Raw genomic sequence first — 22507 nt, forward strand, 5'->3', positions numbered from 1 at the left:
GATGATGGAGAGGGCATTATGCTGGCGTTTGATGTACAGGCAGAAGGAGAGCCGTCATGAGCAGTTCCCTCTTAAACAAGGCTACCAGCCTGGTACATCAGCTTTTAGGGCAATCACGGTACCGGGTTGAAGTGCATGAATGCGACCATTTCCTGGATGTGTTACGTTACAACGCCGTTGAATCACTCAGCCAGCCCTGGCGCTATAACGTGGCGGTCACCTGCTCTTCTGCGGATATTGCCTGTGACTCGTTACTGCTGAAGCCCGCTTCATTCACTTTCCAGACACCCGTATTTGACGGAACTCCGGCCCTGCCGGTCAGGACGGTATTTGGCGTAGTTGAGTCCTTTCGCCGCGTGTCCACCTCGAATGATGAGACCCATTACGCGCTGACGATCGTTCCCCGTATTGCCCTTCTGGACTATACGAAAGGGAGCGAGATCTACCTCAATCAGTCAGTCACTGAAGTGGTTGAACAGGTATTGCGTAAACACGGTCTGGAAGGGCCTGATTTTGAGTTCCGGCTCTCCCGCGAATACCCCTCCCGGGAGCTCATCACCCAGTGGCGGGAAACCGACCTTGAGTTTATCCAGCGTCTGCTGGCAGAAGTGGGCATTTACTGGCGCTATGAAATGGACAGCCGTCTTGAACAGGACGTGGTGATTTTCCAGGACAGCCAGCAGCAGTATGAGTTTGGTGTCACGCTACCGTTTCGCAACCAGGCCGGGATGAGTGACAGCGGGCAGGAGAGCATCTGGGATATTCAGACCGCATATAACGTGGTTAGCGGAAGTGTGGCCACCCGGGACTACAACTACCGTGAAGCGCTACAACCTCAGGACAGTATCGAGAGCATTTTCAGCAAAGAAGGGATCACCACCGGAGAAACGTACCATTATGCTGAACCCTTCCTGACAGCAGGTGACTCTGAAAGCCCGGAGACCGGGGCATACTTTGCCCGTCTGCGTCACGAACGCATTCTGAACGCGCAGTATCGCGTCAGCGGGCATTCCTCCAGTCCTCATCTGGCTCCGGGTCAGGTACTGGAAACTAACGGAACGCTTCCCGATACCGTAAAAGAAGGCATCGTCATCACCACGGTGCGCACCAGTGGTTCACGTAAAAGTAGCTTTACCCTGACCTTTGAAGGCATCCCGTATAGCGAATCCGTTTGCTACCGTCCGGCGCTGCTCAATCGCCCGGTGATATCCGGCTCGCTTCCGGCCCGGGTGGAAAGCACACAGAAAGGTGACACCTGTTCCTGGCTCGACCCGGAAGGGCGCTACCGGGTGAAACTGGACTTTGACCGTAACAGTCTTGAACAGGGTTATGCCTGTGTGTGGCTACGGCTGGCTAAACCGTATGCCGGTGATACGTACGGCTTCCACTCACCGCTTATCGACGGAACGGAAGTAGCCATCATTTTTGATAACGGGGATCCGGATCGGCCCTACATCGCCTATGCCCTGCACGACTCAGAACATCCGGATCCTGTCACCAGTGACAACCATACGCGAAACGTGTGGCGCACTCCTGCGAACAATAAGTTGCGGATGGAGGATAAGCGCCAGGAAGAGCATATCAAGCTCGCGACGGAATATGGCAAAACGCAACTGAACCTGGGACACCTGGTCAACAGCCAGCGTGAAAAGCGTGGTGCCGGTTTTGAACTGCGAACGGATGAACATGGTGCTGTACGTGCGGCAAAAGGGCTGTTCCTGACGGCTGATGCCCAGGCCAAAGCCCAGGGACCGGTACTGGAAATGGCACCTGCGATAAGTCAGATTAACCAGGCCAACAGCCAGATGCAGGCGCTGAACAGCGCCGCTGAAGCCGCTGGAGCCCTGGTCTCTGATATCAATACTCAGATTAGTTTTGTGACCGACAAAATCAGGGACCTCCAGTCTGCGGTCCTGCTGGGTAGCGCTCCGCAGGGGGTGGCGTTTACCTCAGGTGAACATCTTCAGCTCAGCAGTACCCGCAATACCATGATCAATGCCGGTCAACATCTTGATATCGGGGCGATGAAAAATCTGTCGGTAACGGTGGAAAAAGCCCTTGGTCTGTTTGTCCATAAAGAAGGGGCGAAGCTGGTTGCCAACCAGGGAGACATCGAGATTCAGGCTCAACACAACACGATGGCCCTGTTTTCTGAAAAGCAGCTGACGGTGACCAGCAGTAAAGACGAAATTATTATCAGCACCCCGGAAACGCTGACGCTGAACGGTGGCGGGTCTTACCTGAGGCTGAGTAAGAACGGGATTGAGCATGGTTCATCTGGTGAGTTCATTATGAAAACATCGAACTATCTGGTACCAGGCTCGGGCGCAAATCTTCCCAACGAAACACCCAATTTCAGCCTGACGGATATCACTCAGGAAAGCAAAATCAGCAGTAAGTCATTTAATGATTGAGGGGTGAAAATGAAATCATTAACTCACAACTTATTTTATGTTTTTATTTCTGCATTCCTGATTGCTTGTTCGCATTTAGTGTTTGCTGCTGAATCAATAACACCTGAAGATATTGTACATGACTTTTACTCTGAGTATCTTAAGAATGACGCTGAAGATAATGACATACTGGTCAAAAAATATGTTTCTGATCAGTTATTAAATAGTATTGCCGATTCTGCGATATGTAATTACGACTCTGATGATTCGATATCAGCATCAGAATTAAAAAAAATATGCTCACAGGAACGCGAATGTAAAAATCATAAAGGGAATTACATTTGTAACTGGGGCGGAGTATGGATTGAGTCTGACGTAGATTATTTTACGAAGTCTCAGGATATATATCCCTCCTGGAAGTTGAATATAAAAACCAGCACTATTATGAAAGATGAAAGTAAATCTGTCATTGAAGTTGTTCTGGGGAATGGTCCTGAACCTAAAAATACACTTAAAGTTTACCTTAAAAAAATAAATGCTGACTGGAAAATCATCAGTGTAACGGAATAAAAAGGCTGAATTCATGTGGAATAGTAGTGCATCAGTTAGTTACATAAATAGCCATGCTGAGCCAGGAAGTCTTGGGAAATGCGCTGCATATGTCAGAAGGGCAGTTGAAGCAGGTGGCGTAAAAATAAAGATCCCACCACCAAGGATTGGAAACTCCGCATCAGCTTGTGATTACGGCCCATCTTTAGAGGCTGCAGGTTTTAAATCTGTTTATTCTTATACAGGTTCTGGTCTCACAGATACAGCAATCATACCCGGACAGCAAGCAGGTGATATTGTTGTAATTCAACCTGTTGCTGGACATCCTCATGGTCACATTGCTTTATTCAATGGAACTAACTGGGTTTCGGATTTCATTCAACTCAGAGGGTTTTATCCTGGAAAGAAATATCGAGATATAAAACCCGCATATATTCTTTATCGTTTCACTGACGATTCTGCTTCTGACAGTAATGTTGGCGGGAAAAAACAACCTGTCAAAATTGTCTGGCCGCTCCCTTCCAACAGTCGGGGAAGTGAGTTCAAAAATCAGGAAGAGATCCTCTCTCATGTCGGGGGGGAATCCACCGGGCAGTATATGATTGGCCGCAGTGGCATGTGGCATGGCGGGCTCCATATCACCGAAGCAACGACCCCGTGGTGTGCGCTTAGTGGCAAGTCTCCTCTTGAAGCAGTGGATTTCCCGGTTCCCTTTAAAGGTGAGCAGGCAATTCGATGCATGGCTGACGGAGAAGTGATTGCTTACCGCATCTGCAGGGATTATCTGACGATTGCATGGGAATCCGGTCCGCTGAACTTTTCCGGCTCATTTGTTCTGGTGAAACACTATATCCAGCCGGGTGAGGAAGAAATCAGCGGACTGCATTTCTATACTCTGTATATGCATCTTGCGCCGTATTCAGCTTATGAGGCTGAAGCAGAAAATCAGTGGGTTATTCAGGATACTCTAAAAGCATATTCTGAAATGGACTGGCTGACGGCGAAACTGACTTCAGATAAAACTTCTCCACAAATTGCAGGGCACATGCCTGAAGGGGCCAGAGTGGAGTGGGACCCGGCAGACAGCAATCTTAACGCCACAGGAAGTAACAAGAGAAAATACGGTCTTGTGACGCTAAAGGGGTTACCAGAAAAAACCAGCAGTACCCTCACACCCGGCCAGCGCTACTGGATTGTTGTGGATAACAACAATGTTAAGTCAGCGCCGGGGGCCGGGCCCGACTGGTGGCGACACTTGCTTCCTCCCGCAAAGGAAGCCATGGTATTCGATAAAACAGTAAGTCTCAGTTCTCCATTGGCTATTAAGGCCGGTGACCCGATTGGCCACATGGGCTACTATCAGGCACCAAAGGACGGGGGATATGAGGCGAGATATCAGGTGCATATTGAATGTACCAGCATGGACGATAACCTGGAAAAATTCCTGACCAATCCAGAACAAGTGGGGGAGAAAAGCCCGCTCTGGTTGAAGTATTCTCCTGGCCTTGCTCTGTACACAAAAGACGTAGCGAAAGGCACCTTCACAAAGGGGGCGACGTCAACAACGCGGACAGGCATTCTACCGTTGAGCAAGATCACAACTGAAACTGATAGCTCAACAAAGCAAAAATACTGGCAGCTACGGCCGGAAAATGCCTATGTGCCCAAAGGCCAGGCGGAGCCACAACTGTTGTCACAGTATGATTTGGCAAAGTTGGGTTTCAGAACTGAAACCGCAGAGCCTGCCAGCTTTGATTACCTGGATGGAAAAAACCAGCCCACTGGATTCTTCCGCAGCCTTATCAACTCGCTCTACGAGGCTGCGACCGGTGATACGCGAACCAGTCATGCCCTAGTTAAGCATAATTATCAGCGCCTGCTGGATAAAATTGATAGTGGAAGCGACCGTTACTCTCCGATGGAGTACTGGAGAGCACTTCACAATCCCGACTATCGTGACGTTATTCAGAAAACAATAGTAAAACATCCCAGCGACTGGTACTTCAAAAAGGGCGATGCAATCTGGCAACCATTTCTGAATGCGCTGAAAAAAGATGCTCCGGAATGGAAGAAATACAGTGAGGATTTCTTGGACAAGATGGCCTGGATGCAGGATGTGACCACGGAGAAACTGGGCCCTTCGTTGTGGCATATGCATCCAATAATGTTTTTAGCCTCCCTAATTCAACCTAATGAAGATATTAGAATACTTCGTTTACGTGCATTTCTACGAATGATCCGCATCGGTGAGGGGACAATTCAGGAAGACGGATACAGAACGATGTTTACTGGTGCAAAATTTACAGATTTTAGTAAACACCCCAATATCAGACATGAAGCTAATGGTGTTGTTTCGACTGCTGCTGGAGCTTATCAATTTTTATACGGAACATGGAGAAATTTGCAACGTAGATATTCATTTCCAGATTTCAGTCCGAGCAATCAAGATCTCGGTTGTATAGCGCTCATTGCAGGTCGAAAAGCATTAGATGTAGTAATGCAGGGTAAGATTAGCGAAGCCATACATTTATGTCGTATTGAGTGGGCCAGTTTACCCGGTTCACCGCATGGTCAACCAACTGCAAATAAAAAAATGATTATGGAAAAAAATGAACTCTACTTAGCTGAAGAAAAAAAAGATAAAACAAGTTTACATGTCACCACAGAAAAAATAGTAAAATTTATTGAAGATAATTACCCAGAGTACCTATGAAAAAATTCATTTTCCTGTTACTAATTCCAGTGTTTTGTAATGCAAACACTCCTACTGTTTTCAAGTCTTCTTGCAGTGGTATTCAATACAGTATCGAATCATTTTGTAGTGTAAATAATCTCAATGGTGACCAGGATAAACTTGCCATACCAATTTGCAGCAAACAAATATTCATCCTTGGTAAGGAAAACCATGACCTATCAGAGTCTACAGGTTTTGTGGAACGTATTAACATTAAAGGCGAAAAAATAAAAATGATGAATTTCGTTTTCTACGGGGCCACATGTAAAAGTGATAGAATCATTTTATCCGGCGCAGGTGGCTGTAATTCATGTGGTGAAACGTTTAAGACATTTAACCTTTCAGGGAAAGAAATTAATGAGAAATCTACCATGCTAGATTTGGAACCTATGCAGGATATTATTCCCGATCTTTATTAGACTAATAATTGTCATGTTGGGAAAGGATTTAGTAAAGAATATTTATTGTATTCATAGGGAAATAATGAAAATGGAAATAAAACTCTCTTTGACAGCTTTAGTTTTAATGGCATCGACAACATATGCTCAATGTTCTCAAGGCAAAGATGTTGATATTCTGGTAACTGCAAGTAACCTCATGAAATCTGGTTTTGTCGACGGACAAACAGGTCGCGTGATTACTGACTTAAATTGCGACGGTAAAAATGATATCATCGAGTATACATTTGTTAGTTCAATGCCACCAGGAACCTGTGTTCAGGCAGATTGTATGTCTGATCTCGACCACTCTCCTGCTTTAACTTTTCAAATAACAATGCATGGTGGAGAATCAATTGACGCACCATATATGTGCAAATCAATTGGAATATCAAAAGAAATTCACAAGGGATTGAAAGTTATCTTTTGTGGGCTTAAATATACTTTGCACTGGAATGGGGAAGAGTATGATTCAGAATAAACAATTAAAGCCAGACATACGCTACTGAGTCCAGTGTGAATTTATTTAATAATAAAACACGGCGCTGTTGGTTGAATTTATTCATCTGTACTGTCACCAGAATCTTTAAGAGAAAAAAATGAAAGTTAAAAACAAAGCATTAGTTTTGCTTCTGTTAATCCCTTGTTTTACAAATGCCACACTCACCGACTATACTAAAATTGAAACAGATTGTCGTAAAGGAAGTCAAAATATAAATAACTCAGTTGTAATGGGGTGTGCCGATCTGGCTTCAGACGCAGCTAAGAAAGACATGAATATAGTTTATCAGAAAATATACAAAATCATTCAGATACGTGAAACTCCTGACATTACTCGTAAATTCGAGGTGTCACAAAAAAACTGGATTACTTTACGTGAAAATTGGTGTGACGTTCAAGGGTTTATAATCGGCACACCTATGTATAGTGTCTGCCGTATGGACATGAATATTTCAAGAGTGAATGAGTTAAATGACTTGCTGGAACAGATTCAGGAGTAATTATTGTTACGGCTAGTTACTCTAATCTAATAATTATTAAACGATATAGGTTTTTATTAATGCTCCAGATTATCCGTAAAGGCGATAAAACTACTCATGGCGGCTCGGTACAGACCGCTTCCGAAACGATGAAATTCGGTGGGATCGGTGTTGCCCGAAAAGGCGACAAAGTGTCATGCCCGGTTCTGGGACATGGCCTTACAATCATCGTAGAAGGCAACCCTGATTACCTTGATCATGGTATCCCGGTTGCGTTTCACGGTCACAAATGCGCCTGTGGTTGTACGTTGATCAGTTCATTTGCCGCAGCAAAGGTTGCCTGATTATGCCTGTCTGGCTGGATGCCATCCCTGAAAAGGCCCCAAAGATAGCGCGTCCCGATACCCGCCTCTGGCTGCTGTTCATGGCATTTATCATGCTGGGAGGGATAGCGCTCACATTATGGTGCTGGACATCAGAGCGAACCGGATTTGTCTTCTGGTTCACCGCTCTGGGCCTTCCATTTTGCACATGGGGGCTTATTTTCGGTTTACGCAGGGTTGCCTATAAAGCAGAGCAGGTCGGAGCTGAGTCGCGTAATGTCGACCGTGAAGCTCTTATTGACAGTGAAATTCTTCGCGGTCAGCGCTGCGCCTGGATCCTCGGTACATACATTCAGGCCCCGGCGGGAAACAAAACCGATGAGCTGCTTGAGGCAATGAAAGTCGCAGCACCCGCTATCGACTTCTCCCGCCCAAGAGGATGCGACAAACCGGTCAGATACGCAGCATTAACAGAATACCAGGCAGATTTAACAAAGGCCATGACAGCAGCGGTGACTAAACTGACCGCGCGTGTAGAAGGGATCGTTCAGCCGCTTCCGTCAGAACTGCCATGCTGGCTGGTGCTGGATTGTGATAACGACCTGTACCCCTTGATTGAAGAGCAGCTTAAAGCCGATCTATCACTCAAGACCGGCAGGATTTTTCGCCTGATGTCCGGAAAAGGGCTGAGCGCATTTGATGCCTGGCTGGACAAGCGATGGGACAATCCGGGCATTCTGGTTGCCATCACGCTGTCGTTACCGGCATCTCCCCGGGAAGATGACGCAGATGCCGTCTCGATGGTGGTATTGAGCAACCGTAAAGCCCACGCCTGGCCGGATGCACTCCGACTCCATCGTCCCGAAAGGGGAGCAGAAACAACGCTCACAAAGACACTCACCCGGGCGCTTCTCTGGGCGAAGACCCGGCCCAATGAACTCAAAGGAAGCTGGATCTCCGGTCCAACATTGACCTCTGGAAGCGGCTGGAATAATGCCTGCGAGCTGAGCGGGGTGGAATTTAGCCTTTCAGAGGACAACTTCAGTATCGATTCAATTCTGGGATACACGGGCCATGCTGCTCCATGGCTTGCCATCACGCTTGCCAATGCTGACGTTGAACAACACGGCCCGCAGGTTATCGCCGCCCAACCCGCCGCTGACAAGGACGACATCTGGGTCGCCGTCATCACCAAAGAAGAAGTTCGCAAGGAATCGCCCAAGAATGTCTAAGGTAAAAGTAAAAACACTCATCGGCTCCGTTGTAACTGTCGCCTTTTTCCTGACAGCCATCGTGGCATTTTTGTTTTATGCCTTTCCTGAAAATGTAGCCTCGGCCACCGGCTTCGGTCCGTATGACGGTCAGCGCATACTCACATTCTGCGCCATACTGGTTGCCACGTTGTTTTTACTCGGCTGGCTGACGGAGAAGGCTTTCGACTTCGCCGGTAAATCTGGATTGTATTTCCAGTGGGGACGGAAAAAGGCGGAGAGCGTCACTCCGGTAATGAACACCATTCCCGGTGAAGAAGACGACGATGAACCGGTCTTCAGCGAAGACGCTGTATCCGAACACCTGCGCTTTCGCTATGGACGTCGCTGGAAGCATAAAGTGCGACTCCTTCTGGTGATGGGCAACCAGGACGACGTCCACAAAGCTGCCCCGGGCCTGTGTAATGACCTCTGGCAGGAAGGCGACGGCAATGTGCTGATTTATGGCGGTGACACGCAGTCACTCCCGGATGAGATCTTCCTTTCAAAACTGAAGCGCCTGCGATCCGGGCAACCGGTTGATGGCATCATTCAGGTGATGAGTATTTCAGCACTCCCGACGGATGGCGAACGGGATGCCCTCCTGCGTTACCGTCAGAAAGCCGACCATCAGTTGGGCTGGCAGGTGCCTGTATGGCTGTGGCTGACTGACAACGCCACCGATGCTCAGCAGGGCGCGGAAACGGCTGCGACAGGGGTCATATTCGGGCCTGACGGCACCGTGAAAGGCGCGGGTGAAGGGTTTTCTACACTGGCACTGCATCTGCAAAAAGCAGGTATGGCACAGATACTGAATAATCCGGCTGATTTCGGCCTGCTTCAGTTATCCCTCCGACTGCGGCAGGAGCTGAAAGCCAGTCTGGATGTTTTGCTCGGCGGGCTGATGCAGGGATCTGCGGCCTTTCGTTTACGAGGGGTCATGTTCAGTCCTGAAGTGGCCGTTGTCGGTTCGGTCCCAAACACACGCCCCGACACACTGACCTGGAAAGCCGTCATTGATGACTGTGATGCCGTCAGCGGCAGGAAGCTGGGCTTCGACTGGCTGAAGATGATGCGGTTAATTCTGCTTTCCCTGATTGTCCTGTGGGGAGCCGCTACACTGCTGTCTCTGAGCGTTAACCGTACCCAGATTTTTCAGGCGCAGGAAACGGCAAGACAGGCAGCGGATACTGCAAAACCACTGGCTGAACGTCTGCACAATCAGCTCGTACTCCAGCAGGCCATTGCCCGTCTGCAACATCGTGAGACGACCGGCGCGCCATGGTACACCCGCTTTGGTCTTAATCAGGACAGCGATACGCTGGCTGCACTCTGGCCGCTGTATGCGAAAAATAACGCACAGCTGATGAGGGATGCTACAGCAGACAGTCTCAGGCAGAAGCTGAATGCCTTTGTGCAACTACCTCCTGCCAGTGATGCCCGTACGCAGGGCACACAGCATACATATGACATACTCAAAAGTTATCTGATGCTGGCGCGTCCGGACAAAGCGGACGCCGGCTGGCTGGCAAAAAACGCGCTGAAAGTCTTACCGAAACGCCAGAATGTGCCGGCTGGCACATGGCAGAACATCGCACCGAAACTGCTGGGTTTTTATGCGCAAAACCTTCCGGCTCATCCGGAATGGAAAATTAAGCCTGACGCTGAATTAATCAGCACGGTCCGTCAAATTCTGCTTAAGCAAATTGGCCAGCGGAACGCTGAGTCCGGGTTATATCAGGAGATGCTTAAGCGCGTGGCCAGCAACTGGCCTGATTTAACGCTTGCGGATATGACTGGCGACACCGATGCCTCAACGGTATTCAGCACTGACGAAGTCGTCCCGGGAATGTTTACGCGTCAGGCCTGGGAAGAGCAGGTACAGGATGCGATTGACGAGGTCGTGAAAACCCGCCGCGATGAAATTGACTGGGTACTGTCGGACAAGACACATCAGACAGGGAGCGATATCTCCCCGGAGGCGCTGAAAGCCCGCTTGACTGAACGCTATTTCACCGATTTTGGTAACGCCTGGCTCAACATGGTCAACAGCATACAGTGGCAGGAAGCCACGTCACTGTATGAGGCGATTGCCCAGCTCAGTCTGATCGGTGATGTCCGCCAGTCCCCGCTAGTGGCACTGATGAACACGCTGAACTACCAGGGGAAAACGGGGCAGAAAGGTGAGGCTCTGGCTGATTCGATAGTGGACTCAGCGAAAAAGCTGATCGGTCAGAAAAAAAATGCCAGACAGTTTATTGAACAGGCACAGGGCCCTAAAGGTCCGCTTGATGGCGTGTTTGGACCGCTGATGGGGCTTATGGAAGGTAAAGAGGGTACCGGTGCCAACGGTAACCTCAGTTTCCAGTCCTGGCTGGCCCGCGTAACTCAGGTGCGGCTGAAGCTTCAGCAAGTCACCAGCGCCCCGGATCCGCAGGCTATGTCGCAGATGCTGGCCCAGACAGTATTCCAGGGCAAAGCCATCGATCTGACCGATACCCGCGACTACGGCAGTCTGGTTGCGGCGAGTCTGGGGCAGGGGTGGAATGGATTTGGCCAGTCGTTATTTGTGCAACCGCTTGATCTGGCCTGGCGGCAGGTAGTTGCCCCGGCTGCGGGTAGCCTCAATGCTCGCTGGCAGACAACCATTGTCGATCAGTGGAATAAGGCCTTTGCGGGACGGTACCCGTTTAAAGCCACTGGCAGCGATGCCTCCCTACCGCTACTGGCTCAGTTCCTGCGTAGCGACTCGGGTCGAATCACTACCTTCCTGAAAACTAATCTCGGCGGGATCCTCCGCCAGGAAGGGAATCGCTGGGTCGTTGATCCTTCCGCAAGTCAGGGGATGGTTGTTAGTCCGGATTTTCTCCGGGCGATTAATCAGCTGGCGGAACTGTCAGATATCATGTTCTCTCAGGGCGATGCGAGTGTTCACTTCGAACTGATGGCGCGTCCTTCACGGGATGTTGCCAGAGTGCAGCTTACCCTCGATGAGCAGAACCTGGATTACTTCAATCAGATGGAAAGCTGGCAGAGCTTCACCTGGCCGGGGAATACTTACTATCCAGGTGTGTCGCTCATCTGGCGTAGTGTAAACAGTGGTATGCAACTCTTCGCCAGTAACCAGGGTAACTGGGGCTTCATTCGCCTGCTGGACAAAGCCCGGATCACTCCACTCGATGCCAGCCGTACACAACTGGTGTGGATCACCGCCGATGGCAATCCTTTGAAGTTCATCATACGCAGCGAGTTGGGCGACGGTCCGCTTGCCTTACTGAAGCTACAGGGATTTACGCTGCCAGCGTCCATTTTTAACGTTGCCGCTGGCACTGAAGGCGTTGAGTAACCTGCGCAGGCCTTTGCTAAACAGGTAGATGGCTGGTCTTCAGGTGTATTCAATCAGGTTGATAAGTGGTGGGGGACCGATTCACTTGCCCCATGGCGGTAGATGACGTTTCGCCAGTGCTGACGCTGGAAGACTCGGAGCTCGCGCTGTTGTTTGAAGTCCTGGCCCGACGCCTGAAGCTGCTACGAATGAAAGCCGATCACAGTGAATCTGATAAAGCCCGTTGGCGGGTCTGATCGCCATTGACCCGGCCAGTGCCATGGTGCTCTGTGGCTAATATTCTCTTTAATAATTTTCAGGAATGCCATGCATGGATGATTTAACCCTTCGTTATTATGAAGCTGAGATGCGCTATCTGCGTGAGGCGGGCAAAGAGTTCGCCCGTGCCCATCCGGATCGGGCAGCGATGCTTAATCTGGATAAACCCGGCGCTCGCGATCCTTATGTAGAGCGACTGTTTGAAGGTTTTGCCTTCCTGATGGGCCGTTTGCGTCAGAAGCTGGATGATGACCTGCCGGAACTGACCGAAGGGCTGGTGAGTCTGCTGTGGCCACACTATATGCGGACCATCCCGTCGCTGGCCATCGTCGAATTCTCTCCTGACTGGCGTGGCCTTCGTCAGGCTGAACTTCTTGCCGAAGGTTTCTCCGTACAATCACGCCCTGTCGGGCCGCATAAAACCGCCTGCCAGTACCGGACAACTCGCGATGTACCTCTGCAACCACTGCATCTTGCGGATGCCCGCCTTCATACTGAAACTGATGGCCGCTCTGCTATTCGTTTGCGCTTCGAATGCCCTGAAAAAGTGGACTGGAGCAAAGCCGGGATCGACAAAGTCGCCATATTCCTCAACGCAGAGAGTCCGATCAGTTCAGCACTCCACCTGGCATTGACCCGTCGCGTTCACGCCATGTACGCCCGCCATTCAGGGACATACACCGAACGTCATCAGTTTGATGGCTGGTGCAAACCCATGGGCTTTGACGACAATGACGGCCTGTGGAAGAAAGCCGATACTGCCTTCAGTGGTTACCAGCTGCTGCTGGAGTATTTCAGCTTCCGACCGAAATTTATGTTTGTTGAGCTGCGTGGCCTCGACACCATCGGGCTAACTGAAGCCAGCTCCTGGTTTGAAATCGACATCGTGCTCAGTGAAGCCTGGTCATCCGATCTGCCTTTTGAAACGGAAAACTTCCGGCTGCACTGTGCACCGGTCATCAACCTCTTCACCCTGGAGGCCGATCCGCTGACGCTTAACCCGCTGGATAACGAATACCTGCTCAGGCCGTTACGTCTTCAGGATGGTCACACCGAGATTTACAGCGTCGATGATATCCATGGCGCGGTAAAGAATGGCAAACACCCCTATGTACCGTTCACCAGCTTCCGGCACCGGGGCGGTATGATGCGCCACGATGCCCCTGAACGTTATTACCACACCCGCGTGAAACGCGGCCCCTCTGGCCTGTATGACACCTGGTTGATTCTCGGGGGGCGTTCGTTCGAGCTGGAGCAGCTGTCCGATAAACCAGAATCCCTTTCGATGCGAATAACCGGTACCAACGGGCAGTTTCCGCGCACTGCGCTGGAAAGTACGCTCCTGGACAGGGTGGCAAAAACCGGCAAAGTGCCCGTCAGGGTACTGAACGTCACAGCACCGACGATACCGCTGTATCCCCCTGCAAACGACCGTTTTCACTGGCGGGTGATGAGCCACCTCGGCTCAAACTTCCTCAGCATGATGGACAATCCGGAGGTCCTGCGGGGAACGCTGGCTCTGTACGACTGGACCGATGATGAAATGAACCGACGTCGGCTTGAAGCTATCGTCGCCGTGAAGCACACCCTGATCCGCCGTTTTGAGAAGGGCTTTATGCTCCGGGGCGTAGACATAGAGGTCACGCTAAACATGGATAATTTTGCAGGCGAGGGGGATGTGAATCTCTTCGGCGAAATGCTGCACCGGTTCTTCGCGCGCTATGCTGATATTCACCTCTTCAACCAGCTCACGCTGGCGCTGCAACCGACAGGAAAACGACTGAGATGGCACGAGAATCACAGCCAGTACGTACCGGGCTAACACTAGTCCTGAGCAAAGATATCTGGCGGGCCAATTTTTATCGTTTCTGCCAGCTGCTGGAGCAGGAAAATCCGGACGCGCCGAAACTGGGCGCCTCCAGCCATCCAGCCAACGATCCGGTCCGCTTCAGGCCCTGGCCTGGTATGGGTTTCCCGGTCAGTACCCTCAAAGCGGTGGAGACTGACGAAGACCACCCGGCATTACCCCCAACGGTCCGTACGACATTTTTGGGGATATATGGCGTGGACTCCCCTCTGCCGACGTCCTGGCTGGACGACATTGCGCAGCGCCGCGAAGGGCACGAGGCAGTTACCTCGTTTCTGGATATTTTCAGCCACCGCATCACCACCCAGTATTATCGGATCTGGCGGAAATACGCCTGGCCGGCCACCTTCGAGGCAGGTGGCCGCGATGCCACATCACAGTGTCTGCTGGGGCTGGTCGGCCTTGGTATACCGGGCACCGCTGAACAGGTGGCAACGCCGGTTTCACGCTTTCTGGCCTTGCTGGGTACCATGCGATTACCCACCCGCAATGCAGAAGGCATTCGGGCCCTGGTGAGCCTGCTGGCACCGAATACCCGGGCAATTATCACCGAGCCAGATCCGGTTAAGGTCCATATCGATAACCGTAGCGGGTTGGGTACCGGGAACCGCATCTGTCTTTCTCAGCGAGCCACGCTGGGTAAAACGGCAAAGGAAGCATGCAGTCGGGTACTGGTGACGCTGGAGACAGAAGATCCGGAGGAAGCCGAAGGGTGGTTACCTGGTGGTTTTATCCATACCGATTTACTGGTCCTGCTGCGCGTTTATCTCGGCTACCGCAGTGACGCCCGACTGCGCCTCACCGTCCCCGTACGATTGCTGCCTGAGCCACGCCTTGGCAAAGGCAGACGTATCCAGCTGGGCCGCACCGGCTTGCTGGGCCTGAAAGCAGGCAAGCTCAGCAATAGTCGGGGGAGTCTGACCGTCAGTCTGGGCTGCTATGAAGGGTTGCAATGTTCTGCGCTACAGTCCGCTGAAGACGGGCACTACCGCTTCGAATAATCACGTACTCCCACTCTCAATAAAGGAACTTTTGAATGGCAACAGTAACCCGTTGGTGGGCGCTGACGCTTATTGCCTGTAGCCTGCTCGCTGGCTGCGGTCTGACTCAGACTGTCACGGACGGTACGGTCAGCATCACGAAATCCATCTTCTACAAGAAAATCAAAACGCTGCATCTGGATTTTACCCCGCGCACGGCCATTAACGCTGATGGCGCACAGACACCGCTGGCGACGATGGTGAGAGTTTATCAGCTCAGGGATCGTAAAGCGGTTGATGCCGCCGATTACCAGACACTGCTGCGCAATGCCGATACGGTACTTAAAGACGACGTACTGGCGTCTAAAGAGCTGCTGGTGATGCCAAAAGGCAGCATGACACTCAATATGCCCATGGATGAAGACGCTCAGTTCGTGGCGGTGGTGGGATTATTTAACCGCCCGGATCAGAAGGACAACCGCTGGCGCCTGGTGCTGACCCGTGACGATCTGGACCCGGACACCCCACGCACAATTGAACTGGGTGATGGCTGGCTCAGCCTCGTGCCGGTGAAGGAGTGACGTGATGGATAACTGGTTAGCGCTTTTTGACGGACAGACCCGATATTTTCTGGATATTTTTGACAGTTCAGTGAAGCCGGATGTTCTGCGCTTTTACGGCAGGGAAGCACTGAGCGAACCCTTCAGCTGGGATATCGAGTTCACAACGCTTCAGGCGAATATCCCCCCGGAACAGGTGCTGATGAAATATGCCTCTTTCCGGATGCGGAGCGGTAAAAGTGTCCACGGCATGGTGACCCGCCTGGAATGGCTTTCCACCTCAAAGGACCAGTCTCACTACCGGCTTACGATCAGTTCGCGCCTGGCGCTCCTGGGATATACCCGACAGTGCGCGGTCTATCAGAACCAGTCCGTTCCTGAGGTGGTTGAGCAGGTGCTGCGTAAACACGGTCTGGAAGGTCCAGATTTTGAATTCAGACTGGAGCATACCTACCCGCCGCGTGAAATTATCACTCAGTGGCAGGAAACGGATCTGCAGTTCATCCAGCGCATTCTGTCTGAGGTGGGTATTTACTGGCGCACGGAGATGGACGACGTGCGTGGTTTGGACACTTACATACTGGCCGACAGCCAGCTTAACTATCAGTTTGATGTGCAGTTGCCCTACAGCGAGCCATCAGCCCTGTTCGACGGTGCGGCAGAATCGGTCTGGGATGTGCGGACCTGGCACAACATTGCCACCGGCACTGTCACCACGCGTGATTACAACTACCGGACAGCCACCATGCCGATGGATGCTGCGGTCAGCGTGCGTAATGATGCGGTCACCACCGGGGAGCATTACCATTACGCGGCACCTTATCGTGAAGCGGGAAACGATGCCAGCCCGGAGCCGGAAACCGAATCTGGCGCGTTCTACGCCCGACTTCACCACGAGCGGGCGCTCAACAAGTCGGCCCGTATTCACCTGTTCAGCAATGCTGCACACCTCACACCCGGGCAGGTGCTGGAGCCGCAGGGCAACGTCATTACGGCCCTGCAAGAGGGCGTGATCCTTACGCTGGTGACCTTCCGGGGCGCCCGTGATTCCCGTCTGCATGTGTCGGTCTGGGGCCTGCCTTACACCGAACGTTACTGCTTCCGTCCGGAAGAGATCCCACGCCCGGTCATCGCGGGTACGCTTCCGGCCCGGATCGAAAGTCGCGAAAAAAATGATACCTACGCACACCTGGACGAGCAGGGGCGCTATCGGGTGAAGCTGGACTTCGACCGGGAGGGGACAGAACCCGGTTACGGTTACCTGTGGCTGAGAATGGCGAAGCCTTATGCCGGTGAAACGCTGGGCTGGCATACGCCGCTCATCGATGGCACCGAAGTGGCGATTGCGTACAGCAATGGCGATATTGATCTGCCGTACATCGCCTGTGCTCTACATGACTCCGGACATCCCGATCTTGTGAACCGGGACAATCACTCCCGGAACATCCTCCGGACTTCTGCCAACTCAAAATTGCGCATGGAAGACAAGCGTGGTGAGGAGCACATCAAACTCGCCACGGAATACGGTAAAACGCAGCTCAACAACGGGCATCTGGTGGACAGCAAGGGGCAACTACGCGGTAAAGGTACTGAGCTGCGCACCGATGAGTGGGGAGCCCTGCGAGCAGGGAAAGGACTATTTGTCGCTGCGGATGCCCAGGCGAAAGCGCAGGGTGATGCTCTGGACATGGATGCCGCGCTGAAGGAAATCGACAGGCTTAATCAGCAACTGCAACAACTGGAAATGGCCGCAGAAAAGGCCCTGGCGTTGAAAGGTGATGTCGACAGCCAGATACAGATGTTTGAGCAGCGGCTGAAACCGCTCAATGAAGCGGTGCTTTTCTCGGCGCCGGAAGGCATGGCCATGACCAGTGGGGAAGATATGCAGCTGGCCGCTGGCCGGAACCTGGCGCTTAACGCCGGGGGCGATATCAGCGTCGGAACAATGGGCAATACGACCCTGCTTACCGGGGAGAAACTGGGGCTCTTTGCCCGCACCGGTCAGCTGAGCCTGAAATCCGGAGAAGGGCCAGTGGATGTCCAGGCGCAAAACGCTAACATGCGGTTGTTTGCTGAGAAGAAGCTGACGCTGAGCTCAGCGAGTGACATCTCCTTTGCCGGAAAAAAACGTATCACGCTGATTGGAGGCGGAAGCTATCTGAAGCTTGAGGCCGGGAAGGTCGAGTATGGTACGACAGCGTCGTATGTACGGAAGGTGAAAAGGACGATGGCGGCGGGGGCGGCAACTATGCCGGTTAAAGCCGTGACGGGCGGAGGTATCTGTTTGAGTTGCTTGATGAAGGCGGCGATGAATGGAAACACTTTTGTCGTAAGAGGCGAATCATGAGCAACCTCAGCTTCAGTCTTGCTGTGCAACACATGCTCCACTCATCAGACGTTTCAGTCTTTGCTCTGGTGGATGGACTGCAATATGAGCGCTTTACTGGTTATGAACTGAAAATAAACCAGGATGTTGTGTTTCCTTTATTCAATACCTGGCCGGATTCACGTATAGCTTTTGCCGGACCGTGGCTAATCAGGATGAGTGAAGGGATGGAAAGGAGAGAGCAACTGGAAGCACTGGAAATCGCGCTCCCCGGCGTATCCTGGATAGTGTCAGGCTCCATGCCGGAGGAGCTGGTTGCGCATTTACAGCGATATATGAACGCAGAACTTCCGGACGGGCGGGCGGCTTTACTGCGTGTTCAGGACCCACGCGTTCAGGTTCGTCTGGGGACGATGCTGAATGACCTGCAACACCAGGAGCTGACCGGTTTAATGCAGGAATGGCTGACAATAGTGGACGGGAAAGTCTGGTCATTTAAACAAAGGGAATTCATATGCTGAAGCTGTCTGAAGAGCAGTGTGCCGGTGTGGACAAAATGGAAGATGATGATTTTGTTCGTGATACCACACAGAGGCTGAAGAAGAAATTTCCGGGGATTAACGAACCGGATGACACGTTCCGTGTTCGCCTGAGAAAAGCCCTGGATTATGCGAACACGCTACCGTTGAAAGAGAAGAATGTGAAGCGGGATTTTTTGTTCCTGGAAGCGTTCTGGCCGGGTTTCTATCTGAATCCTGAAGTGGATAAATGGCTAAGAACACCGAATGGTTATTCAGTTGATCAGCGTGTTGAAGATTATATGCATGTGATGATAAACAGGGAAAGGAGAGGACTCTGATGGTGATGATCCCACCAGTGATAACAGGGGGAATGGGCGGAGCCGTAACCGGAAGCGTCGGTGTAGCCGGTGGCACAAGCGGAACAGCAAGATTTCCCGGAGCAGGAAGCGGCCATGGAGGCTGGGAAGATGAGGATATGTCTTATCCGGGGTCAGAAGGTGCGCAGTCCCGGAGTCAGGGAGGATTTGATTATCAGGGAAAACAGTATGATCCAATTCTGAATGAACCGATGGCCGTAAGCGCAGAAACTCACGGTGATTTCTGGGAAGACGATATGGATCACTCAGAAACGGTAAGTTATGAGGGAATCGAGACCAGAGCAGGAACACTGACGAAAACAGATGAAAAAACCTGTGAGAACTGCCCACCAGAAGGGAAAGTGATGCCGATGGTGAGGCGTTGTTCGCGCTGGAGTGAGGTGACGATTAATTACCAGACGAGAATATGTGGCACGTTCTATAATACAAAAACTAAACAGATACAGGAATTTAAGTATTGTGGTGTATCGTTTGATGGCTGGAAAGACAAGTTGTGTCAGTTCTGGGAGGCAAAGGCGCGGTATGATCAGTTTTTGATCAGCTCTCAACAAAAAAAACATTGGTGGAAAGGTGACAGGAGTGCAGTGAATCAGGCTGCCCGCCATCAGGCAGTTGCAACAATAAATCAACCATTGAAAGTGGTTTGGATTTTTATGCAGCCGATTAGTTTTGCCTATTTTCAACGGATGTTTATAGGATTTAAAGACATAATAGTAAGGTATCAGCCATGAAATTAAATTTCAGAATAGAGCATGAGTTTGGCCGCAGCGAATCAATAAAACCAGTGGAGCTTGCAACTCTTTTTCAGGGAGTCACAAAACAATTGGATGAACTTTTAGGGACTAAAAGATCATGGTATGAACAAGGATATTCAAGAAAGCAGGCCTTGCAATACAAAATATTTACCGAGGATGGGTTGCTATCCGAAGATGTTCTTGGCCGTTGGGAGAAAGAGTATAAAAAAGACTATCCGAGTTGGACCACTGGTATTTGGGATGGTGGGTCTGATGAAGATAGTGCAGGAGTGGATTGCTATCTGTCATATTCTAGTACCCACCGCAGGAAAACCCCTTTAAGCTTGGTTATCAGTTTTTCTATAGAGTTGGATCAAACAAGACTGAACGCTGAGAAAATGATTAATTTTCTAACTTTTTTGTTACATTCAACCGATAATTGTACTTATTCTTGTGTGGAGTCTGGTGGTTATAGTTTCTCCGAGATAATCCCTAAAGAAAATGGATATGACGAAGTATATAAAAAAGTATTTCCCGATAGAATATCTTGCGGATGGATGTTATTCATACCCGCCATTGTTTTACCTGACTTGATTCCAGAAGCAGCCAGAGTTATTCCTGTTCTAAAGGATAACAAACAGATCGGAACAATCGTTGTTTCAACTGAAGAAATATTTGATGGAAATAACAAAGAACACATAGGCAAAGCTAACGACATTGAAATTAAGTTGCTAGATCTTGGTTTGTTACCGTTGATGACAGAGCTTTAATTCAGACAGCCACAAAGTAGGAATTTACTGGCGCACGAAGATGGATGGAAGGACAACCGCTAGCGCCTGGTGCTGACCCGTGACGACCTGGACCCGGACAAACCCCGCACGATTGAACTGGGTGATGGCTGGCTCAGCCTCGTGCCGGTGAAGGAGTGACGTAATGGATAACTGGTTAGCGCTTTTTGACGGACAGACCCGATATTTTCTGGATATTTTTGACAGTTCAGTGAAGCCGGATGTTCTACGCTTTTACGGCAGGGAAGCACTGAGTGAGCCGTTCAGTTGGGACATCGAGTTCACAACGCTTCAGGCGAACATCCCCCCGGAAGCGGTGCTGATGAAATATGCCTCTTTCCGGATGCGGAGCGGTAAAAATGTTCACGGCATGGTGACCCGCCTGGAATGGCTTTCCACCTCAAAGGACCAGTCTCACTACCGGCTTACGCTCAGTTCGCGCCTGGCGCTCCTGGGATATACCCGACAGTGCGCGGTCTATCAGAACCAGTCCGTTCCTGAGGTGGTTGAGCAGGTGCTGCGTAAACACGGTCTGGAAGGTCCCGATTTTGAATTCAGACTGGAGCGCACCTACCCGCCACGTGAAATTATCACTTAGTGGCAGGAAACGGATTTGCAGTTCATTCAGCGCATTCTCTCCGAGGTGGGGATTTACTGGCGCACGATGATGGACGACGTGCGCGGTCTGGATACGTACATACTGGCCGACAGCCAGCTTAACTACCAGTTTGATGTGCAGTTGCCCTACAGTGAGCCGTCGGGGTTGTTCGACGGCGCGGCAGAATCGGTCTTGGGCCTGCCTTACACCGAACATCCTGAATACTGGTTCAAAAATGATTCAATGTCTGACGTCAATTTAACTAATGATGAGATTTTGGGGTATTTAATGAAAAAATCAGGCCGTTGGTTACCAGACGTACCCGAAATTGATTTTCCTTATCCATTACCAGCATAGAGTGTGGAAAAATCAATATGGGCCGAAAACCATCACAATAAACCTATTGAGGAAGGGGGCGGAGTGTATGATATTGACAATTTAAGAATCACGCCCCTAAGCAACATAAATTTATTCACTACGGTAAATAGGAGACACTAAATGATAATTGTAACTGAGATAAGAGAAAACATTTCCGATTATACAGAGAGCGAATTTACCGAAATTGTAAGTGAATTCTATCCCGAGCAGGTATCAAAAAAATCATTAAGCAATACAGAATTAGAAAATTATTTGAACGAGCTTTTGGATAAAATCATTTACTTAGTTGGCTCAGTTACTGTGAGTGATTTTATATATTACCCAAACACCCCAGAAGAAGACAATCCAGAATCCGTAATTAAGGGAATAAAAAAATTAAGAAAAAACCAGGGATTGGCTCTTTTTAAAAATTCATAAAACCCCACGAAATGTATAGAAGGTGATTTATGAAACTTAAAAACTCATTTTCAGAATATACACAACAAGAATTTTTGCTTTTTTTGAATGAATTTTTTAAGGATTCAAGAAAAGCAAATCCAAAGGGGGAATCACTTAGTGATTATTTGACAAAATTATCGAATCACTTTGACAAAATCACGGAGCATCCTGAAAAGAGCGATTTAATATTTCACCCAAAGGATAACTCAAAATGTACTCCGGAAGGATTGATTGAGGCAGTTTTAAACTGGAGAAAGTCCCAAAGCCTTCCTCTTTTCATAGATAATTAAACTAGAACGTTATAATCCTATGTAATTCCAAGAGAGAATGACACTTTAAGAATACCTATAACTACAGGCAGGAAAAGATGTTTGAATTTAAACATACACTTAATGATTACACTGAAAATGAATTCCTCGAATTCTTACATGAATTTAGAAGGGAAACCAGGAAAGATAAATCTCTAAAAGGGAAAAAATTAGATTCTTACTTGGATAAACTCATGGACCACTTCATAAGTGTCACCGAGCATCCTAAACAAGGAGACCTAATAGCCTATCCTGAATCACCAGAAGACGGCAACCCCAAGAATATTATCAAAATTGTGAGGGTGTGGAGAAAATCTCAAGGCCTCCCGCTTTTTAAAGACTCAGAAGCTGAGTCGTGAGGT

At 50.1% G+C, this 22507-nt stretch carries 21 protein-coding genes and 3 pseudogenes; all 24 read left to right on the plus strand.

The annotated features are described in order from the left end of the window. Positions 1-56: 56 nt before the first annotated feature. The 24 genes and pseudogenes from AACS80_RS05875 (at position 57) to AACS80_RS05990 (ending at position 22504) form a co-directional block, all read left to right on the plus strand. Positions 57-2414: a type VI secretion system Vgr family protein gene (locus AACS80_RS05875; protein WP_135410997.1), complete on the plus strand. Its 2358-nt coding sequence runs from the start codon at positions 57-59 to the stop codon at positions 2412-2414. A gap of 9 nt (positions 2415-2423) precedes the next feature. Continuing rightward, positions 2424-2963, plus strand: coding sequence for a DUF3828 domain-containing protein (locus AACS80_RS05880; RefSeq protein WP_138183697.1), 540 nt, complete (start codon positions 2424-2426; stop codon positions 2961-2963). A 13-nt stretch (positions 2964-2976) separates the two neighbouring features. Further along, on the plus strand, positions 2977-5655 hold the full coding sequence (locus AACS80_RS05885) for a glycoside hydrolase family 24 protein (RefSeq protein ID WP_240730929.1): 2679 nt from the start codon (positions 2977-2979) through the stop codon (positions 5653-5655). Beyond that, entirely contained in the window at positions 5652-6095 is a 444-nt protein-coding gene (locus tag AACS80_RS05890; RefSeq protein ID WP_135410996.1) for a hypothetical protein, read from the plus strand. Before AACS80_RS05885 ends, AACS80_RS05890 begins: the two co-directional genes overlap by 4 nt. Before the next feature lie 70 nt (positions 6096-6165). Further along, complete coding sequence (locus tag AACS80_RS05895) at positions 6166-6594, plus strand: hypothetical protein (RefSeq protein ID WP_135410995.1); 429 nt, start codon at positions 6166-6168, stop codon at positions 6592-6594. 118 nt (positions 6595-6712) lie between these two features. Beyond that, a complete protein-coding gene (locus tag AACS80_RS05900; protein ID WP_138183698.1) occupies positions 6713-7114 on the plus strand; it encodes a lysozyme inhibitor LprI family protein in 402 nt (133 codons plus the stop codon). Between the two features lie 59 nt (positions 7115-7173). Beyond that, positions 7174-7437: a PAAR domain-containing protein gene (locus AACS80_RS05905; RefSeq protein WP_135410994.1), complete on the plus strand. Its 264-nt coding sequence runs from the start codon at positions 7174-7176 to the stop codon at positions 7435-7437. Between the two features lie 2 nt (positions 7438-7439). Further along, positions 7440-8648, plus strand: a complete 1209-nt coding sequence (locus tag AACS80_RS05910; protein WP_135410993.1) for a hypothetical protein — start codon at positions 7440-7442, stop codon at positions 8646-8648. After that, the gene (locus tag AACS80_RS05915) at positions 8641-12012 is read left to right on the plus strand and encodes an ImcF-related family protein (RefSeq protein ID WP_135410992.1); all 3372 of its coding nucleotides are present in this window, start codon (positions 8641-8643) and stop codon (positions 12010-12012) included. Before AACS80_RS05910 ends, AACS80_RS05915 begins: the two co-directional genes overlap by 8 nt. 110 nt (positions 12013-12122) lie before the next feature. After that, positions 12123-12289, plus strand: a pseudogene (locus AACS80_RS05920) (type VI secretion system protein TssA); the annotation flags it as partial. A 33-nt stretch (positions 12290-12322) separates the two neighbouring features. Continuing rightward, entirely contained in the window at positions 12323-14092 is a 1770-nt protein-coding gene (gene tssF / locus AACS80_RS05925) for a type VI secretion system baseplate subunit TssF (protein ID WP_135410991.1), read from the plus strand. Then, entirely contained in the window at positions 14056-15138 is a 1083-nt protein-coding gene (gene tssG / locus AACS80_RS05930) for a type VI secretion system baseplate subunit TssG (protein WP_135410990.1), read from the plus strand. The genes tssF and tssG overlap by 37 nt, the downstream gene beginning before the upstream one ends. Before the next feature lie 35 nt (positions 15139-15173). Further along, a complete protein-coding gene (tssJ, locus tag AACS80_RS05935; protein WP_135410989.1) occupies positions 15174-15698 on the plus strand; it encodes a type VI secretion system lipoprotein TssJ in 525 nt (174 codons plus the stop codon). A gap of 4 nt (positions 15699-15702) precedes the next feature. After that, complete coding sequence (locus AACS80_RS05940) at positions 15703-18024, plus strand: type VI secretion system Vgr family protein (protein ID WP_135410988.1); 2322 nt, start codon at positions 15703-15705, stop codon at positions 18022-18024. Next, positions 18021-18524 (plus strand): DUF4123 domain-containing protein, encoded by a 504-nt coding sequence (locus AACS80_RS05945; RefSeq protein WP_135410987.1) that lies wholly within the window; start codon positions 18021-18023, stop codon positions 18522-18524. The genes AACS80_RS05940 and AACS80_RS05945 overlap by 4 nt, the downstream gene beginning before the upstream one ends. Next, positions 18518-18862 carry a hypothetical protein gene (locus AACS80_RS05950; protein WP_135410986.1) on the plus strand — a complete coding sequence of 115 codons (345 nt, stop codon included), beginning with the start codon at positions 18518-18520 and terminating at the stop codon, positions 18860-18862. The genes AACS80_RS05945 and AACS80_RS05950 overlap by 7 nt, the downstream gene beginning before the upstream one ends. Continuing rightward, positions 18862-19632 carry a Tox-REase-5 domain-containing protein gene (locus AACS80_RS05955; RefSeq protein ID WP_135410985.1) on the plus strand — a complete coding sequence of 257 codons (771 nt, stop codon included), beginning with the start codon at positions 18862-18864 and terminating at the stop codon, positions 19630-19632. The genes AACS80_RS05950 and AACS80_RS05955 overlap by 1 nt, the downstream gene beginning before the upstream one ends. Continuing rightward, positions 19629-20405, plus strand: a complete 777-nt coding sequence (locus AACS80_RS05960; RefSeq protein ID WP_138183699.1) for an Imm52 family immunity protein — start codon at positions 19629-19631, stop codon at positions 20403-20405. The genes AACS80_RS05955 and AACS80_RS05960 overlap by 4 nt, the downstream gene beginning before the upstream one ends. Before the next feature lie 63 nt (positions 20406-20468). Then, a pseudogene (locus tag AACS80_RS05965) lies at positions 20469-20564 on the plus strand (type VI secretion system lipoprotein TssJ); the annotation flags it as partial. Positions 20565-20568: 4 nt separating this feature from the next. Beyond that, positions 20569-21213 (plus strand): annotated as a pseudogene (locus AACS80_RS05970) (type VI secretion system Vgr family protein); the annotation flags it as partial. Positions 21214-21381: 168 nt separating this feature from the next. Further along, positions 21382-21519, plus strand: coding sequence for a hypothetical protein (locus AACS80_RS05975; protein ID WP_339374552.1), 138 nt, complete (start codon positions 21382-21384; stop codon positions 21517-21519). Continuing rightward, the gene (locus tag AACS80_RS05980; protein WP_135410983.1) at positions 21520-21816 is read left to right on the plus strand and encodes a bacteriocin immunity protein; all 297 of its coding nucleotides are present in this window, start codon (positions 21520-21522) and stop codon (positions 21814-21816) included. It begins immediately after the preceding gene. A gap of 29 nt (positions 21817-21845) precedes the next feature. Further along, on the plus strand, positions 21846-22127 hold the full coding sequence (locus AACS80_RS05985) for a bacteriocin immunity protein (protein ID WP_138183700.1): 282 nt from the start codon (positions 21846-21848) through the stop codon (positions 22125-22127). Between the two features lie 77 nt (positions 22128-22204). Then, a complete protein-coding gene (locus AACS80_RS05990) occupies positions 22205-22504 on the plus strand; it encodes a bacteriocin immunity protein (protein WP_135410981.1) in 300 nt (99 codons plus the stop codon). The last annotated feature ends 3 nt before the right edge of the window (positions 22505-22507 follow it).

The sequence above is a fragment of the Escherichia sp. E4385 genome (genome assembly GCF_963883145.1).
In the GTDB taxonomy this organism is placed as follows: Bacteria; Pseudomonadota; Gammaproteobacteria; order Enterobacterales; family Enterobacteriaceae; genus Escherichia.

Coding starts and splice junctions, on each gene's coding strand:
- AACS80_RS05955 (WP_135410985.1), top strand. CDS start 18,862: ATGGTGATGATCCCACCAGTGATAACAGGGGGAATGGGCGGAGCCGTA.
- AACS80_RS05960 (WP_138183699.1), top strand. CDS start 19,629: ATGAAATTAAATTTCAGAATAGAGCATGAGTTTGGCCGCAGCGAATCA.
- tssF (WP_135410991.1), top strand. CDS start 12,323: ATGGATGATTTAACCCTTCGTTATTATGAAGCTGAGATGCGCTATCTG.
- tssJ (WP_135410989.1), top strand. CDS start 15,174: ATGGCAACAGTAACCCGTTGGTGGGCGCTGACGCTTATTGCCTGTAGC.
- AACS80_RS05980 (WP_135410983.1), top strand. CDS start 21,520: ATGATAATTGTAACTGAGATAAGAGAAAACATTTCCGATTATACAGAG.
- AACS80_RS05910 (WP_135410993.1), top strand. CDS start 7,440: ATGCCTGTCTGGCTGGATGCCATCCCTGAAAAGGCCCCAAAGATAGCG.
- AACS80_RS05890 (WP_135410996.1), top strand. CDS start 5,652: ATGAAAAAATTCATTTTCCTGTTACTAATTCCAGTGTTTTGTAATGCA.
- AACS80_RS05880 (WP_138183697.1), top strand. CDS start 2,424: ATGAAATCATTAACTCACAACTTATTTTATGTTTTTATTTCTGCATTC.
- AACS80_RS05940 (WP_135410988.1), top strand. CDS start 15,703: ATGGATAACTGGTTAGCGCTTTTTGACGGACAGACCCGATATTTTCTG.
- AACS80_RS05900 (WP_138183698.1), top strand. CDS start 6,713: ATGAAAGTTAAAAACAAAGCATTAGTTTTGCTTCTGTTAATCCCTTGT.
- AACS80_RS05905 (WP_135410994.1), top strand. CDS start 7,174: ATGCTCCAGATTATCCGTAAAGGCGATAAAACTACTCATGGCGGCTCG.
- AACS80_RS05885 (WP_240730929.1), top strand. CDS start 2,977: ATGTGGAATAGTAGTGCATCAGTTAGTTACATAAATAGCCATGCTGAG.
- AACS80_RS05875 (WP_135410997.1), top strand. CDS start 57: ATGAGCAGTTCCCTCTTAAACAAGGCTACCAGCCTGGTACATCAGCTT.
- AACS80_RS05945 (WP_135410987.1), top strand. CDS start 18,021: ATGAGCAACCTCAGCTTCAGTCTTGCTGTGCAACACATGCTCCACTCA.
- AACS80_RS05985 (WP_138183700.1), top strand. CDS start 21,846: ATGAAACTTAAAAACTCATTTTCAGAATATACACAACAAGAATTTTTG.
- AACS80_RS05895 (WP_135410995.1), top strand. CDS start 6,166: ATGGAAATAAAACTCTCTTTGACAGCTTTAGTTTTAATGGCATCGACA.
- AACS80_RS05950 (WP_135410986.1), top strand. CDS start 18,518: ATGCTGAAGCTGTCTGAAGAGCAGTGTGCCGGTGTGGACAAAATGGAA.
- tssG (WP_135410990.1), top strand. CDS start 14,056: ATGGCACGAGAATCACAGCCAGTACGTACCGGGCTAACACTAGTCCTG.
- AACS80_RS05915 (WP_135410992.1), top strand. CDS start 8,641: ATGTCTAAGGTAAAAGTAAAAACACTCATCGGCTCCGTTGTAACTGTC.
- AACS80_RS05990 (WP_135410981.1), top strand. CDS start 22,205: ATGTTTGAATTTAAACATACACTTAATGATTACACTGAAAATGAATTC.